Annotated in this window: 11 protein-coding genes and 1 other RNA gene; 4 read left to right on the plus strand and 8 right to left on the minus strand. The window is 60.1% G+C overall.

The window, feature by feature from the left end; translation table 11 throughout:
* Positions 1 to 282: 282 nt before the first annotated feature.
* The 5 genes from recR to pta form a co-directional block, all read right to left on the minus strand.
* Entirely contained in the window at positions 283 to 882 is a 600-nt protein-coding gene (recR, locus tag J3351_RS10105; protein ID WP_207697666.1) for a recombination mediator RecR, read from the minus strand.
* Positions 883 to 900: 18 nt separating this feature from the next.
* On the minus strand, positions 901 to 1,239 hold the full coding sequence (locus J3351_RS10110; protein WP_207697667.1) for a YbaB/EbfC family nucleoid-associated protein: 339 nt from the start codon (positions 1,237 to 1,239) through the stop codon (positions 901 to 903).
* A gap of 18 nt (positions 1,240 to 1,257) precedes the next feature.
* Entirely contained in the window at positions 1,258 to 3,114 is a 1,857-nt protein-coding gene (dnaX, locus tag J3351_RS10115) for a DNA polymerase III subunit gamma/tau (RefSeq protein ID WP_207697668.1), read from the minus strand.
* Positions 3,115 to 3,189: 75 nt separating this feature from the next.
* Positions 3,190 to 3,289, minus strand: an RNA gene (gene ffs, locus J3351_RS10120) — signal recognition particle sRNA small type.
* A gap of 227 nt (positions 3,290 to 3,516) precedes the next feature.
* The gene (gene pta / locus J3351_RS10125) at positions 3,517 to 4,542 is read right to left on the minus strand and encodes a phosphate acetyltransferase (RefSeq protein WP_186851360.1); all 1,026 of its coding nucleotides are present in this window, start codon (positions 4,540 to 4,542) and stop codon (positions 3,517 to 3,519) included.
* Between the two features lie 197 nt (positions 4,543 to 4,739).
* Here pta and J3351_RS10130 point away from each other — a divergent pair, with 197 nt between their 5' ends.
* From J3351_RS10130 to J3351_RS10140, 3 genes are all read left to right on the plus strand, one after another.
* On the plus strand, positions 4,740 to 5,306 hold the full coding sequence (locus J3351_RS10130; protein ID WP_154277761.1) for a uracil-DNA glycosylase family protein: 567 nt from the start codon (positions 4,740 to 4,742) through the stop codon (positions 5,304 to 5,306).
* 208 nt (positions 5,307 to 5,514) lie between these two features.
* Positions 5,515 to 6,600, plus strand: a complete 1,086-nt coding sequence (locus tag J3351_RS10135) for a hypothetical protein (RefSeq protein WP_098925150.1) — start codon at positions 5,515 to 5,517, stop codon at positions 6,598 to 6,600.
* 217 nt (positions 6,601 to 6,817) lie between these two features.
* Positions 6,818 to 9,322, plus strand: coding sequence for an ATP-dependent DNA helicase (locus tag J3351_RS10140; protein WP_207697669.1), 2,505 nt, complete (start codon positions 6,818 to 6,820; stop codon positions 9,320 to 9,322).
* A gap of 63 nt (positions 9,323 to 9,385) precedes the next feature.
* On the opposite strand, the gene J3351_RS10145 is transcribed toward J3351_RS10140, so the two are convergent.
* The 3 genes from J3351_RS10145 to yfcE all read right to left on the minus strand — a co-directional run bounded on the left by J3351_RS10145 (position 9,386) and on the right by yfcE (position 11,411).
* Positions 9,386 to 10,327, minus strand: a complete 942-nt coding sequence (locus J3351_RS10145) for a ketopantoate reductase family protein (protein ID WP_207697670.1) — start codon at positions 10,325 to 10,327, stop codon at positions 9,386 to 9,388.
* Positions 10,328 to 10,379: 52 nt separating this feature from the next.
* Positions 10,380 to 10,637, minus strand: coding sequence for a heavy-metal-associated domain-containing protein (locus tag J3351_RS10150; protein WP_207697671.1), 258 nt, complete (start codon positions 10,635 to 10,637; stop codon positions 10,380 to 10,382).
* A gap of 225 nt (positions 10,638 to 10,862) precedes the next feature.
* Entirely contained in the window at positions 10,863 to 11,411 is a 549-nt protein-coding gene (gene yfcE / locus J3351_RS10155; protein ID WP_207697672.1) for a phosphodiesterase, read from the minus strand.
* Between the two features lie 264 nt (positions 11,412 to 11,675).
* On the opposite strand from yfcE, the gene J3351_RS10160 reads away from it, so the two are divergent.
* A complete protein-coding gene (locus tag J3351_RS10160) occupies positions 11,676 to 13,007 on the plus strand; it encodes an MATE family efflux transporter (RefSeq protein ID WP_207697673.1) in 1,332 nt (443 codons plus the stop codon).
* Positions 13,008 to 13,018 lie beyond the last annotated feature (11 nt).

Consider the following 13,018-nt stretch of genomic DNA (forward strand, 5'->3'; position numbering starts at 1 on the left):
AAGCTTTTCGATCTTTTCGAACTTGTGGCTCGTTTTTCAACGTATCCATATTGGTTCTTTCGCTTTGCTTCTGCCGCTTTCAGAAGTCATTCTTTCCGGCGGCCCTTGGCGCTCAAGTATAATACCACATCCCCAGCCTTCTGTCAACACTTTTTTGCATCTTTTTTGAGTTTTTTCTATATTTCTTGAATTTGTTTCATTTCCCCGGCCGGGTGTTTCTTTTTTATCCCATAAACAGCACAAAGCCCTGCGCGCAAACGCAGGGCTTTGAAATACAAATGATCACAGTTCTCCCCGGCCAGACAACGCCCGGTACAGGGTCGTCTCATCGGTATACTCCAGGCTGGCACCCACGGGCAGGCCATAGGCCAGACGGGTGGTCTTGATGCCCAGGGGCTTGATGAGCTTTGCCAGATACATGGCCGTTGCCTCACCTTCAACGGTGGGGTTCATGGCCATGATCACTTCCTTCACTTCACCGTCCCCCAGACGGGCCAGCAGTTCCTTGACCGTCAGCTGTTCAGCACCGATGCCATCCATGGGGCTGATGAGACCGTGGAGCACATGGTACATGCCATAGTACTCCCGGGTGCGCTCAAACGCCTGCACATCACGGGGCGTTTCCACCACGCAGATGACAGAGCGGTCCCGCTTGGCACTGGCACAGATGGGGCAGAGCTCGGCTTCGGTATAATTCTGGCAGACACGGCAGCGGTGGAGCTTGGTGTGGGCGTTCTGGATCGCACCCGCCAGTGCGGCGGCATCCTGATCCGACATGCTCAGTACCTGATAAGCCATCCGGGTCGCACCCTTCCGCCCAATGCCCGGGAACTTGCTGAATTCTTCGATCAGCTTTTCCAGCGGGGCTGCATTATAACCCATGGTGCTCCTCCACTTTGATCAAAGACCGGGAATGTTCAGGCCGCCGGTCAGTTTGCTCATTTCGGCCTCGGCAGTCTCATCCACCTGCTTGACGGTTGCATTGACGGCAGCAGCCACCAGGTCTTCCAGCATCTCGATATCATCGGGGTCCACGGCCTCAGGCTTAATGGTGATGCTCAGCACCTCGTGCTTGCCGTTCATCTTCACAGTGACCATCTCACCGGATGCACTGCCGGTGTACTCAGCAGCTTCCAGCTCTGCCTGCTTGGCCTTCATATCTTCCTGCATCTTCTGGGCCTGACGCATCAGGGAGTTCATATCGGGGCGGCCGAAGCCTGCGGGCATTCTTGCTTTCATGGTTGGTTCTCCTTTTATTTATCGTTTTTTGCGTTCACTATCCTCAATCGACACCTCCAGCCCCAGCTGTGCCAGCTTGCGGAGGGATTCCTCGGCGTTGGCCGAAGCGCGATTGACCGTCTTGGATTCATAGGGGCCGATGGGCACCGCCACACCGGACACCTGCGCGATCAGCTTTTTGATGAGCTTCTGGCTTTCCTTGTTGGCGCGGATAAAATCCCGGAAGGTCTTTCCGCCATCGATAAGCACCCGGGTACCATCAAAGTAACCCTTGGACTTTTTCAGGTAGGTGTAGAGCATGGGATCCTGCTCCTGCAGGAGCTTGATGACCTCTGCCCATTGCGGGAAGGGATTGATCCCCTCTGCTGCCACCTTGCGGGGCTTGTTCAGCGCCGGGTCCGCCGTATATTCCGGCTTGGGCTCCGGCTGAGGCTGGACCGCAGGCACTTCCTGCGCGGGAGCCGGAGGCGCTTCTCTCTGCGGCGGCGCAGCCGGGGCCGGCTCGTCCCAGGGGGGCGGGGCCTCCGAAGTCACCGGCGGTTCCTCCGGCAGGGGCGGAAGCTCTTCTTCCGCAGGAGCTGCTGCTTCTGCCTTGGGAGGTTCCACGGGCTGAGGTACCGTTTCCGGCTCAGACTGCTGCATCGGCGCCGGTTCCACAGAGGGTTCCTGCACGGGAGCCGATGCCGCCGGTGCACTTACAAAAGGCTTGACCGGTGCCGACGCAAACGGTCTGGGGGCCTCCTGTGCAGGGACCGCAGGCCGGGCGGCGGGCACAGCCTGTACCGCCACCTGCTGGGGCGGCTCCGAAAGGCTGAACAGGGCCAGTTCCAGCTCTATCCGCTGGTCACTGCCACGGGTCATGTGCTCCAGAGCGTTGCCCAGAGCCCGGATGGCCCGGATCGCCTCCCGCTGCCCCATCCGGGGGCCTTTTTCCAGATAGAGCTTTTCCTCTTCCGGGGATACACCCGAGAGCAGTGCCTGCCCGCCGGGCAGGGCCGCCAACATCAGCGCACGATAATGGGCAATTAGCTCCTCAGTCAGCCGCTTCACATCCACTGACTGCTGGCGCAGTTGAGCCAGCTGTGCCAGTGCCGCGGCAGCATCCTGCGCTTCCAGCGCATCCGAAATATGGAACAGATAGCTCCGGTCGGTCACACCTGCCATCCGGCGGACAACGTCCGCATCGATCTTTGCCGTGACACCGGCACAGGTATCCAGAATGGACAGCGCGTCTCGCATGGCACCATCGGCAAGGCGGGAGATGAGCTCCGCCCCCTCGCCGGACAGCTCCAGTCCCTCCTGCCCGGCGATGTACTCCACACGCTGGGCGATATCCTCGGGGCCGATGCGGGTAAAATCGTACCGCTGGCACCGGGAAAGGATGGTGGCGGGAACCTTCTGGATCTCTGTGGTCGCCAGAATAAAGATGACGTGGGCGGGCGGCTCCTCCAGCGTTTTCAGCAGGGCATTGAACGCTGCCGTGGAGAGCATGTGCACCTCGTCGATGATATATACCTTATAATGACAGGCGCTGGGGGTGTAGGCCGTTTCATCACGCAGATCACGGATATCGTCCACGCCGTTGTTGGAGGCCGCGTCCATCTCCACCACGTCCAGAATGCTGCCGTTGTCGATGCCCCTGCAGATCTCACACTCACCGCAGGGGTCACCGTTCTGGGGATGCAGGCAGTTGACTGCCTTGGCAAAGATCTTGGCACAGGTGGTCTTGCCGGTGCCGCGCACGCCGGTAAACAGATAAGCGTGGCCCACACGGCCTGTGGCGATCTGGTTGCGCAGTGCGGTCACAATGCCGCGCTGGGCCACCACGTCCTCAAACCGCTGGGGCCGCCACTTGCGGTACAGGGCTCGATACATCTGCTTCTCCCCTTTCAACAAAAAAGCCGGGCAGCGCTGACGGGGTTTGACCCCCGCCTTGCGTAACTCGGCATACGGATGCAGGCTGACTGAAACGCACGGGACACACCGCTTAAGGCTGCTTGGTTCCCCACCTGACCTGGTTCACAGCGGCCCCATCGTACAGGGCCCGCATCCGTATGCCGAACCACGCAGCAGGCGCTGTCCGGCATGGCACATTTTGTGCTTGATTATTATAGCATGTTTTTGGGGAGATTGCAAGCCCCGGCAGCGGGCTCACCCTCTCAGGCGCTTTGCGCCAGCTCCCCCAAAGGGGGAGCCTTTGGCAAAACCATCAAACAACATGCAAAACAAAAGCCCCTTCCGGCATTACACCAGAAGGGGCAGAGTGCTGAATAAAAGTTAGGACTGGCAGGCAGTGATCAGGCTCATCTTGTAGACCTCGTCAGCGTTGCAGCCACGGGACAGGTCGTTGATGGGTGCGTTCAGGCCCTGCAGAATGGGGCCGTAGGCAGCGTAGCCGCCCAGACGCTGAGCGATCTTATAGCCGATGTTGCCGGCCTCGATGCAGGGGAAGATGAAGGTGTTGGCCTGGCCAGCGACCTTGCTGCCCTTGCACTTGACCTGTGCAACTTCGGGAGCAACGGCAGCGTCAAACTGCAGCTCGCCGTCCACAGCCAGCTCGGGGTCCATCTCCTGAGCCTTGATGGTAGCGTCATGGCTCAGAGCAACGGTGCCGCCCTTGCCGGAGCCCTTGGTGGAGAAGCTCAGAACTGCGACCTTCGGATCGATGCCGAACAGCTTTGCGGTCTTGGCAGTCTCAACGGCCACCTCAGCCAGCTTTGCGGATGCAGCGAGCTTGACCTCGCCGGTAGCCTTATCAACGGTATCGGTGTAATCAATGTTGACAGCGCAGTCGCCCATGGCAATGCGCTTCAGGCCCTCTTCGCCAAAGTCACGGTCCAGAATGAAGCAGGAGCTCACCAGGTGTGCGCCCTTCTTGGTCTTGACCAGCTGCAGAGCGGGGCGGATGGTATCGGCGGTGGAGTAAGTCGCGCCGCCCAGCAGGCAATCAGCCTTGCCCATCTTGACCAGCATGGTGCCGAAGTAGTTGGACTTCTTCAGCATTGCGGTACACTCTTCAGCGGTCTGCTTGCCCTTGCGCAGCTCGACCATGGTGTTCACCATCTCGTCGAAGCCTGCGTAGTTCTCAGGGTCAATGATCTCAGCAGCGGAAATATCAAAATTGCCTGCGGCAGCAGCGGCCTTGCACTCAGCCTCGTTGCCCACCATGACAACCTTCAGAACGCCCTCGGCCAGCAGCTTGCTGGCTGCCTCCAGGATGCGGGGGTCATTGCCCTCGGTAAAAACGATCGTCTTGGGGTTTGCCTTCAGCTGTGCTACCAGCGGTGCGAACATATCAGCCATTGTTGATTACCTCCGAATTAACTATCCAATATTCACATCCGGGTGCCTGTTGGACACAAGGATGCCTTTCTCTTTTATTCTAGCACACCCGGCAAAAAGTTCAAGACAAAATTGGCTTTTTGTGCTATTATTTTAGGAGAAAACCATTTTTTATTTGTGAATAAATTATCATTCAGCTGCAAGGAGATCAAACTGCTATGGATTGGGATACATTAAAGGCCGAGTGCCTTGCCTGCCGCAGATGTGAGCTGTGCACTGACCGCACCCATGTGGTGTTCGGGCAGGGTGTCCAGACTGCTGAGGTGCTGTTTGTGGGCGAAGGCCCGGGCCAGAGCGAGGACGAGCAGGGCCTGCCCTTTGTGGGCCGCAGCGGCCAGCTGCTGGACAAATACCTGTTTGCCATCGATCTGGACCGGAGCAAAAACTGCTACATTGCCAACATCGTCAAGTGCCGCCCGCCCCACAACCGTGACCCGCTGCCCACCGAGAGCGAAGCCTGTATGCCCTGGCTCCGGGAACAGTTCAAGCTGCTGCAGCCAAAGATCGTGGTCTGCCTGGGCCGCATCGCCTCCCAGCGGATGATCCGCACCGATTTCTCTGTGACCAAGGAGCACGGTACCTTTGTGCAGAAGAACGGTGTGTGGTTTATGGGCACCTTCCACCCCGCTGCCCTGCTCCGGCAGGCGCAGAACAAACCCGCCGCCTTTGCGGATTTTGTGGCTCTGCGGGATAAGATCCACGAGGTGTGCGGGCACACATATTAACAAGCTCACCCTCTCCGTCATTGCTGTCGCAATGCCACCTCTCCCGAAGGGAGAGGCCTTGGCAGAAAGATGAAGCTCACAAAAACTGCCAAGGGCTCCCACTTTGGGGGAGCTGGCGAGCGGAGCGAGACTGAGAGGGCAAGGCCGTTTCCAAGTATCATCTCCCTTCATTTTTGCATACCCTAAAGCAAAAGTGAGGTGTTCTGATATGAAAACGATCCAAAGCCGTTCCCCCGATTTCTTTCTGGGGGCCACCACACCGGCGGGCTTCAAGGGTTATTTTGAGCCGCTGCGCCGGGAGCCCGGGATGCAGATGCTTCTCATCAAAAGCGGGCCGGGATGCGGCAAATCCACCTTGATGAAGCATCTGGCCCAGGCCGCCGAGCAGCAGGGCCAGCGCATCGAAAAGATCCACTGCGCCAGCGACCCGGACAGTCTGGACGGGGTCATCTTCCTCGACCAGAAACGCGCCATCATCGATGCCACCGCGCCCCATGTGGTGGAGCCGGACGCGCCCGGGGCTGATGAGCTGGTGGTGAGCCTGTACCACACCATCGATGCCGGAAAGCTGGCTCCCCACCGGGACGAGGTCAAGGCCCTGTTTGCCCGGAATGCCGCCCTGCGGGGCCGGGCGGCCCGGTATATCGCATCGGCGGGCAGCCTGATGCTGGACAGCCGCCGGGCCGAGGCCTGCAGCGCCAACTTTGAAAAGGTGCGCCGCTACGTCAAGCGGCTCTGCACCCGGCTGCTTCCCCGCACCGAGGGCACCGCCAGCGAGGAGCTGCGGCTGCTCTCAGCCATCACCCCCAAGGGGATGGTATTCTACCGGGGCACGGTAGAAGCGCTGGCCGACCGGTATGTGGTATTCCGGGATGATTATGGGGCGGTCTCCCGCCTGCTGCTGGAACTCATCCGGGCCGAAGCACTGGCCCGGGGCTACCACATCATCACCTGCCCCTGCGCCATGCACCCTGAAGATCAGATCGACCACATCTTCATCCCGGCCCTGCGGCTGGCTTTTTTGACCGACAACCTCTGGCATCCCATCCAGCTGCCCGGCGTGCAGGCCGTGCGCTGCACCCGCTTTGTGGACCGGGAGAACCTGTCCGGCTTCCGTGCCCGCCTGCGCTTCAACGACCGTGCCGCCTCCGAGCTCATCGACCAGGCTGTCGCCCTGATGGCTCAGGCCAAGAACTGCCATGATGAGCTGGAGACTTATTACCGGGCCGCCGTGGATTTTGACCAGGTGAATGCTGTTGCAGCAAATTGTCAAAAGATTCTGGGTCTCGGGTAGGCCCTGCTGTTAAACCCCACCGTCAGCCCTTTGGGCTGCCACCGCCCCTAGTAGGGGCGGCCTTGGCAAAGCGATGTAGTTTGTGCGTAAAGGGGAACCCCAAAAAACTTTACGTAACGCCAGAGGCCCCACTATTAGGGGGGCTGGCGAGCGATAGCGAGACTGAGGGGTTTAGTTTCCCAACATACTGTGCACAACCTGAAAGGAAGTGACCCCCATGCCAACCATCCGTCTCTCTGTCCGGGAGCTGGTGGAGTTCCTGCTCCGCACCGGCAGTATCGACAGCCGCTTTACCGGCTTTGACCGGGCCAACGAGGGCGCACGCATCCACCGCAGGCTCCAGAAGGCGGCGGGTGAAGGCTACGCCGCTGAGGTGTTCCTCACGGCAGAGCGGACGATGGAGGGAATCGGGTTCACCATCGAGGGCCGGGCCGACGGCATCCTTACTGACGAGGACGGCACAGTGGTCATCGACGAGATCAAGACCACCGCCGCGCCCACCGATGCCATCACGGAGGACATGAACCCCTGCCACTGGGCGCAGGGCATGGTCTACGGGGCCATCTGCGCCGAACAGCGGGAGCTGGAAACACTGGATGTCCGGCTGACCTATTACCAGATCGACACCGATGAGATCATCCGCTATACCCGGCACTTCTCCGCCGCTGAGCTGGATGCGTTTCTCAACGACTTACTGCGGCAGTATCTTCCCTGGGCACGGCGGCAGCTGGACTGGGTGGAAGCCCGGAACCGGAGCCTTGGGGCCCTGCAATTTCCGTTTCCGGCCTACCGTCCCGGGCAGCGTGCCCTTGCTGGGGAGGTCTATCGCGCCTGTGCTGCGGGCAAGGCAGAGCAGAAGGGCGGTACCCGGCTGTTCTGCCAGGCACCCACCGGCATCGGCAAAACGATGAGCGCCCTCTTCCCTGCCCTGAAAGCCATGGGCGAGGGCAAGGGGGAAAAGATCTTCTACCTGACCGCCCGCAACACGACACAAGCCGCTGCTGAGGATGCACTGGCCCGTCTGCGGGCGGCAGACCCGGCGCTTTCCCTGCGCAGCGTGACCCTTTCGGCCAAGGAGAAGGCCTGCCTGTGCAAGGATGCTGAGGGCCATCCCACCTGTCTGCCGGAAGCCTGCCCCTACGCCAACGGCTACTACGAGCGACTGAAGGATGCGCTGGCCGACCTGCTGGACAGCGCCGTCCCCTATGACCGGGCCGCCTTGACTGAGACTGCCCGGCGGCACAGGGTCTGCCCCTTTGAGCTGGGGCTGGACCTGAGCGAGTGGTGTGACGTGGTCATCGGAGACTACAACTATCTGTTCGACCCCACCGTGCACCTGCGGCGCTTTTTCGATGCGGCGGGCGACTACATTTTTCTCATCGACGAAGCCCACAACCTGCCGGACCGGGCCAGAGCCATGTACTCGGCGCGGTTCTGCAAGAGCAGCCTGACCGATGCCAGACGGGCCATCGGCAAAGGAAAAAGCGCACTGAAAACCGCGTTGACAAAGGCAGACAGGGGCTTTCTGGAAGCGCGCCGGGCGGTAACGAAGCTGGCCCCCCGCCGGGGTCCAGCGCCCACCGAATCGCCGGCAGAGGATCTCACCCAACAGACCAGCCTTCTGGACACCGAACCGGCAGAAGCCGCCTTCCCGCTGCCGGAGCCTTTGCTGGCGCAAGATGGCACGGTCTTTTTGCAAGAGCTGCCGAAGGAGCTGCTCCGACTGCTGTTCAGCCTGCAGGCCCCCCTGCAGGACTGGCTGGAGGCCAACCCGGAGGCCGATGCCCACGCTCAGCTGCTCGAGCTCTACTTTGCGTTGCAGGATATCACCCGGGCGGCAGAACGGTACGACGCGCATTTTGTCACCCAGCTGACAGCCCGGGGCAGCGAGCTGGAATGGGAGCTGCTCTGCCTTGACCCCGCCCCCTTTGTGGATGCCAGCCTTGCCGCCGGGCGGGCGGCGGCGCTGTTCAGCGCAACGCTCACCCCGCCGGGCTACTACCGCTCCGTGCTGGGCTGTCCCGATGCCCGGGCCGTGGCACTGGAAAGCCCGTTTCCGCCCGAACATCTGGGGCTTTACTGCCTGCCCGGCATCTCCACCCGCTACCGGGATCGGGAAGCCAGTGTGCAGGCCGTCTCGGATGCGCTGGCCGCACTGGCCCGGGCCAAGGTGGGCAACTATCTGGCCTTTTTTCCCAGCTACGCCTATCTGCGGCAGGTATATGAGGACTTCACCGCCCGTTACCCGGACATCGGGACGCTGGCCCAGGAGAGTGGTCTGGACGACGCGGCCCGGGCGGCCTTTCTGGAACAGTTCGGCCCAAGCCCCGCAAAAACGCTGCTGGGCTTCGGGGTCATGGGCGGCATCTTTGGCGAGGGCGTAGATCTGGTGGGCGACCGGCTCATCGGGTGCGCCATCGTGGGGGTGGGCCTGCCTCAGGTGAACCCCCGGCAAGAGATTCTGCGCCGCTACTATGACGAGGCAGGCGGCACCGGTTTCGACTACGCTTACCGCTTTCCGGGCATGAACAAGGTGCTGCAGGCGGCGGGCCGAGTCATCCGCACGCAGGAGGACAGGGGCGTGGTGCTTCTGCTGGATGACCGCTTTGCCCGCGCCGAATACACCCGCCTGTTCCCCCGCCACTGGCACCAGCTCCAATACCTGCGCAGCACCACAGAGCTGGAGCAGCAGCTTGCCGCCTTCTGGGCACGGAACCAATAGAAAAAAGCCTGTCAGCGCAAAAACCGACAGGCTTTTTCTCATGCTCCGGACATTTTCCGGCTCTTACTTCTTTCTGGGCAGGGATCTGCGCAGTTCATCCCAGGTAGTCATCTCCACCAATGTGGTGGCGCGCAGGGCGGCAAACGCTTCATCCAGATACTGCATCTCGCTCACCGCACGCATGGCGTGATCCGAAATGCACCACTTCCCAACGACCGTCTGCGCCATCCAGTAGACCATCCGCTCGGTCTTTTTCCGCTGTTTGGTGCCCTCGCGGTAGCGGTCGGTGTTCTCCGCATCGTTCACGGGTACACCTGCCGCTTTCAGCATCTCACAGCACTCCCAGGCGGCATCCACGATCATCCTGCGCTGTTCCACTGTGGTGCGGGAAAGTTCCCCATCCACCGCATAGCAGGCATAGGCGCAGGGCAGGATAAAGGCGATGTGGCTCTTGAGCCACTCGTCCATATCGCTGTAATAGGTCAGCTTGTAGTGGGTGCCCTCAAAGGCAGCCTGCAGCCGCAGGCGGAACGCGCCGGACAGGGGAGCGGTTGCGCCGCCAACGGTCATTCCCATTCCCATGTGCACACTGACCAGCCGGTCATGCTCCCGGCGGCCTGCATTGTTCTGGAAACCAAAGGCGATCTTATCCACCGGGCGCTGCATGGCCTGCAGCATCTCCTGCGCATAGGGATCATTGCCCACAAAGATGAAGTACTGGCTCCGGTTCGCCTTGAGGATGGGCAGCACATCGGCCAGCTGCCCGGCCTGCACCGTGACAAACACAAGGTCATACACATCCTCGGGGGCCAGCACATCTGTCGTCTGCATCCGATCCACCGTTGTTTTCCGCTGGAGCATGTGGCGGATGGTCAGGCCCTTCTGGTCAATGACCTCCTTCCACTCGCCCCGGGCCAGCAGGGTGACCACATTTTTCTTGTTCTGTGCCAGACTGTGGGCCAGCTGACAGCCCTGAACGCCTGCGCCGTACACCAAGATCCTCATAACGAGATACCTCCTGTTTTGCATGATCAGCCCGGCCAGAAACACCGGGCTGTTACTTTTTCAGGAACGAGAAGAAGCCCTTTTTCTCATAGGGCCGGGTCTGCACGCCGGTCACGGTGTAGCCCGTTTCGGCAATGGCAGCCTTCAGCGCCTCCACATCCACCGGCTGCTCCGAGACGATGACCGTCTCGCCCTTGGTGTGGGAAGAAGTCACCTTGTTCACCCGAGCGGCCTTGCGCACCACATCATTGATGTGGCTCTCGCACATACCACACATCATACCATCGACCCTCAGGATCGTTTCTACCATTGTTGTCCCCTCCATACTGTATCTGCGGGCACCCCTGTCAAACTGCACAAGTCCAGCCCGCTGTTTTCGTCATTTTGTTAGTTTCAGCTAACTCATTGCGGAAACAAAAAGGCTCCTGCCCCGCACAGCACTGCTCTGCGGAACTTTGCCGATTTGTTTTCAGTTTTATCATACCATACCGGTGGGCAAATTTCAAGCTGCCCGCAAAACCGGCCGTGGGACTTTTCAAAGGGTCAGTTCATGGAAAACAGCGCTGCTTTCCAGTTCTTTCCATTGCATCGTGTTTCCTTCCAGGGTCATGTAGCTGTGGGGGCTGTCCTCTTTGGGGATGCTCACAGAACCCGGGTTCAGGTAAAGATTTCCCTGCCCGAACTCTGTCCAGGCCGGAACATGGGTATGCCCATGCAGCAGTACATCTCCCGGGGCCAGCGGCGGCAGATTTTTCACATGATAGATATGCCCGTGGGTCGCATAAATGAGTCGCTGCCCCACCGGAAGCACCGCGTAATCGGCCAGCACGGGGAATTCCAGCACCATCTGGTCCACCTCGGCATCACAGTTGCCCCGCACGCAGAGCAGCACCTCCTTTTTCCCGTTCAGCAGGGGGATGACCTCCTTGGGGGCGTACTCTCGAGGCAGGTCGTTGCGGGGGCCGTGGTAGAGCAGGTCGCCCAACAGGAACAGCCGGTCGGCTCCCTCCCGCTCAAAGGCCTCCAGCATTTTGCGGCAGTAGTAAGCCGACCCGTGCAGGTCTGACGCGATCATCCATTTCATGGCAGATCCTCCTTTTGTGCGTTCTGTTCTTATTTTACCGCCGCCGCGCCCCTTGTCAAGGGCAAGGACCCGTTGTAAAAAGTCATACTTTTATTTTAAAAAGTCCTTGACAAGTATCCCTGTGATGTGGTATCTTTGAACCAATAAAATATCGTGTGGATTTTTACAGCATTCTGCAACTTTTCGCCACACAATGGTACAAAAGCCATTGTGTGGCTTTTGCTTTGCCTTCAAATCCAAATCTGACCCTCAGGAGCAATGAAAATGAACGATACTTTTATGAAAACCAGACCGGTATTCCCGCTGCTGCTCTCCATGGCCCTGCCCAACGTCATCTCGATGCTGGTGAACAGCCTGTACAACATCGTGGACAGCCTCTTTGTGGCCCAGATCAGCGAGCAGGCCATGACGGCGCTTTCGCTGGTGTTTCCCATCCAGAACTTTGTCAATGCAGTGGCCATCGGCTTCGGCATCGGCATCAATGCCCAGATCGCGCTCTACCTCGGCGCAGGCGACCACGAAAACGCCAACCGGGCCGCCACCCACGGCATGATGTTTTCCCTGCTGCACGGTGTGCTGGGCATGGTCCTCTGCATTGCCATTATGCCCGGCTTCCTGCGCCGCTTCACTACCGATCCCGCTCTGGTGGACATGGGCGTGACCTACTCCACCATCGTGTTCCTGTTCTCGCTGGTCAACATGGCAGACCTCGCCTTTGAGAAGATCTTCCAGTCCGTTGGCCGGATGAACGTTGCCATGGTGGCGCTGATCACCGGCTGCGTGACCAACATCGCCCTCGACCCGGTCCTCATCTTCGGCCTTGGGCCGGTGCCCGCCCTGGGCATTGCAGGTGCGGCCCTTGCCACCGGCATCGGGCAGGCCGTTTCTCTTGTGGTCTACCTCTATGTCTACTGCACCACCGAAGTCGCCGTCCGCTTCTCCCGCCGCTGCCTGCGGTTCGATGCCGCCCTTGACGGCAAGCTCTATGCCATCGGTGTACCGGCCATCCTGAATCTGGCCCTGCCCAGCCTGCTGGTCACCTTCCTGAACGGCCTGCTGGCGGTCTACTCCCAGAGCTATGTGACGGTGCTGGGCATCTACTACAAGCTCCAGACCTTCCTTTACCTGCCGGCCAACGGCATCGTGCAGGGGATGCGCCCGCTGGTGGGCTACAACTACGGTGCCCGGGAGCATGGCCGTGTGTCCAGGCTCTACAACCTGACACTGGGCCTGAGCGCTGGGATCATGGCCATTGGCACCCTGCTCTGCCTGACCATTGCAGGCCCGCTGATGGGTCTGTTCACCTCTAACCCCGAGACCATCGTCATCGGCCAGACCGCCCTGCGGATCATCTGCCTGGGATTCATCGTCTCGGCAGTGTCTACCACCTCCTCCGGCGCACTGGAGGGTCTGGGCAAGGGCGTGCCCTCGCTGGTCATCTCCCTCTGCCGCTACATCATCTTCATCATGCCCATTGCGTGGGTGCTGTGCGGCCGCATGGGCCCTACCGGTGTCTGGCACGCCTTCTGGATCACAGAGGCCCTCTCTGCCGTGATCGCCTATGCGGTATATCACAAGGCAGTCCATCAGAAATAATCCTCTCTAAC

The organism is Faecalibacterium sp. Marseille-Q0746, from assembly GCF_017377595.1.
Taxonomy (GTDB): domain Bacteria; phylum Bacillota; class Clostridia; order Oscillospirales; family Ruminococcaceae; genus Faecalibacterium; species Faecalibacterium duncaniae.

What these genes read in the sequence shown, in the direction of transcription:
- recR (WP_207697666.1), bottom strand. Translation starts at nt 882, where the DNA reads ATGGGTTATAATGCAGCCCCGCTGGAAAAGCTGATCGAAGAATTCAGC.
- J3351_RS10110 (WP_207697667.1), bottom strand. Translation starts at nt 1,239, where the DNA reads ATGAAAGCAAGAATGCCCGCAGGCTTCGGCCGCCCCGATATGAACTCC.
- dnaX (WP_207697668.1), bottom strand. Translation starts at nt 3,114, where the DNA reads ATGTATCGAGCCCTGTACCGCAAGTGGCGGCCCCAGCGGTTTGAGGAC.
- pta (WP_186851360.1), bottom strand. Translation starts at nt 4,542, where the DNA reads ATGGCTGATATGTTCGCACCGCTGGTAGCACAGCTGAAGGCAAACCCC.
- J3351_RS10130 (WP_154277761.1), top strand. Translation starts at nt 4,740, where the DNA reads ATGGATTGGGATACATTAAAGGCCGAGTGCCTTGCCTGCCGCAGATGT.
- J3351_RS10135 (WP_098925150.1), top strand. Translation starts at nt 5,515, where the DNA reads ATGAAAACGATCCAAAGCCGTTCCCCCGATTTCTTTCTGGGGGCCACC.
- J3351_RS10140 (WP_207697669.1), top strand. Translation starts at nt 6,818, where the DNA reads ATGCCAACCATCCGTCTCTCTGTCCGGGAGCTGGTGGAGTTCCTGCTC.
- J3351_RS10145 (WP_207697670.1), bottom strand. Translation starts at nt 10,327, where the DNA reads ATGAGGATCTTGGTGTACGGCGCAGGCGTTCAGGGCTGTCAGCTGGCC.
- J3351_RS10150 (WP_207697671.1), bottom strand. Translation starts at nt 10,637, where the DNA reads ATGGTAGAAACGATCCTGAGGGTCGATGGTATGATGTGTGGTATGTGC.
- yfcE (WP_207697672.1), bottom strand. Translation starts at nt 11,411, where the DNA reads ATGAAATGGATGATCGCGTCAGACCTGCACGGGTCGGCTTACTACTGC.
- J3351_RS10160 (WP_207697673.1), top strand. Translation starts at nt 11,676, where the DNA reads ATGAACGATACTTTTATGAAAACCAGACCGGTATTCCCGCTGCTGCTC.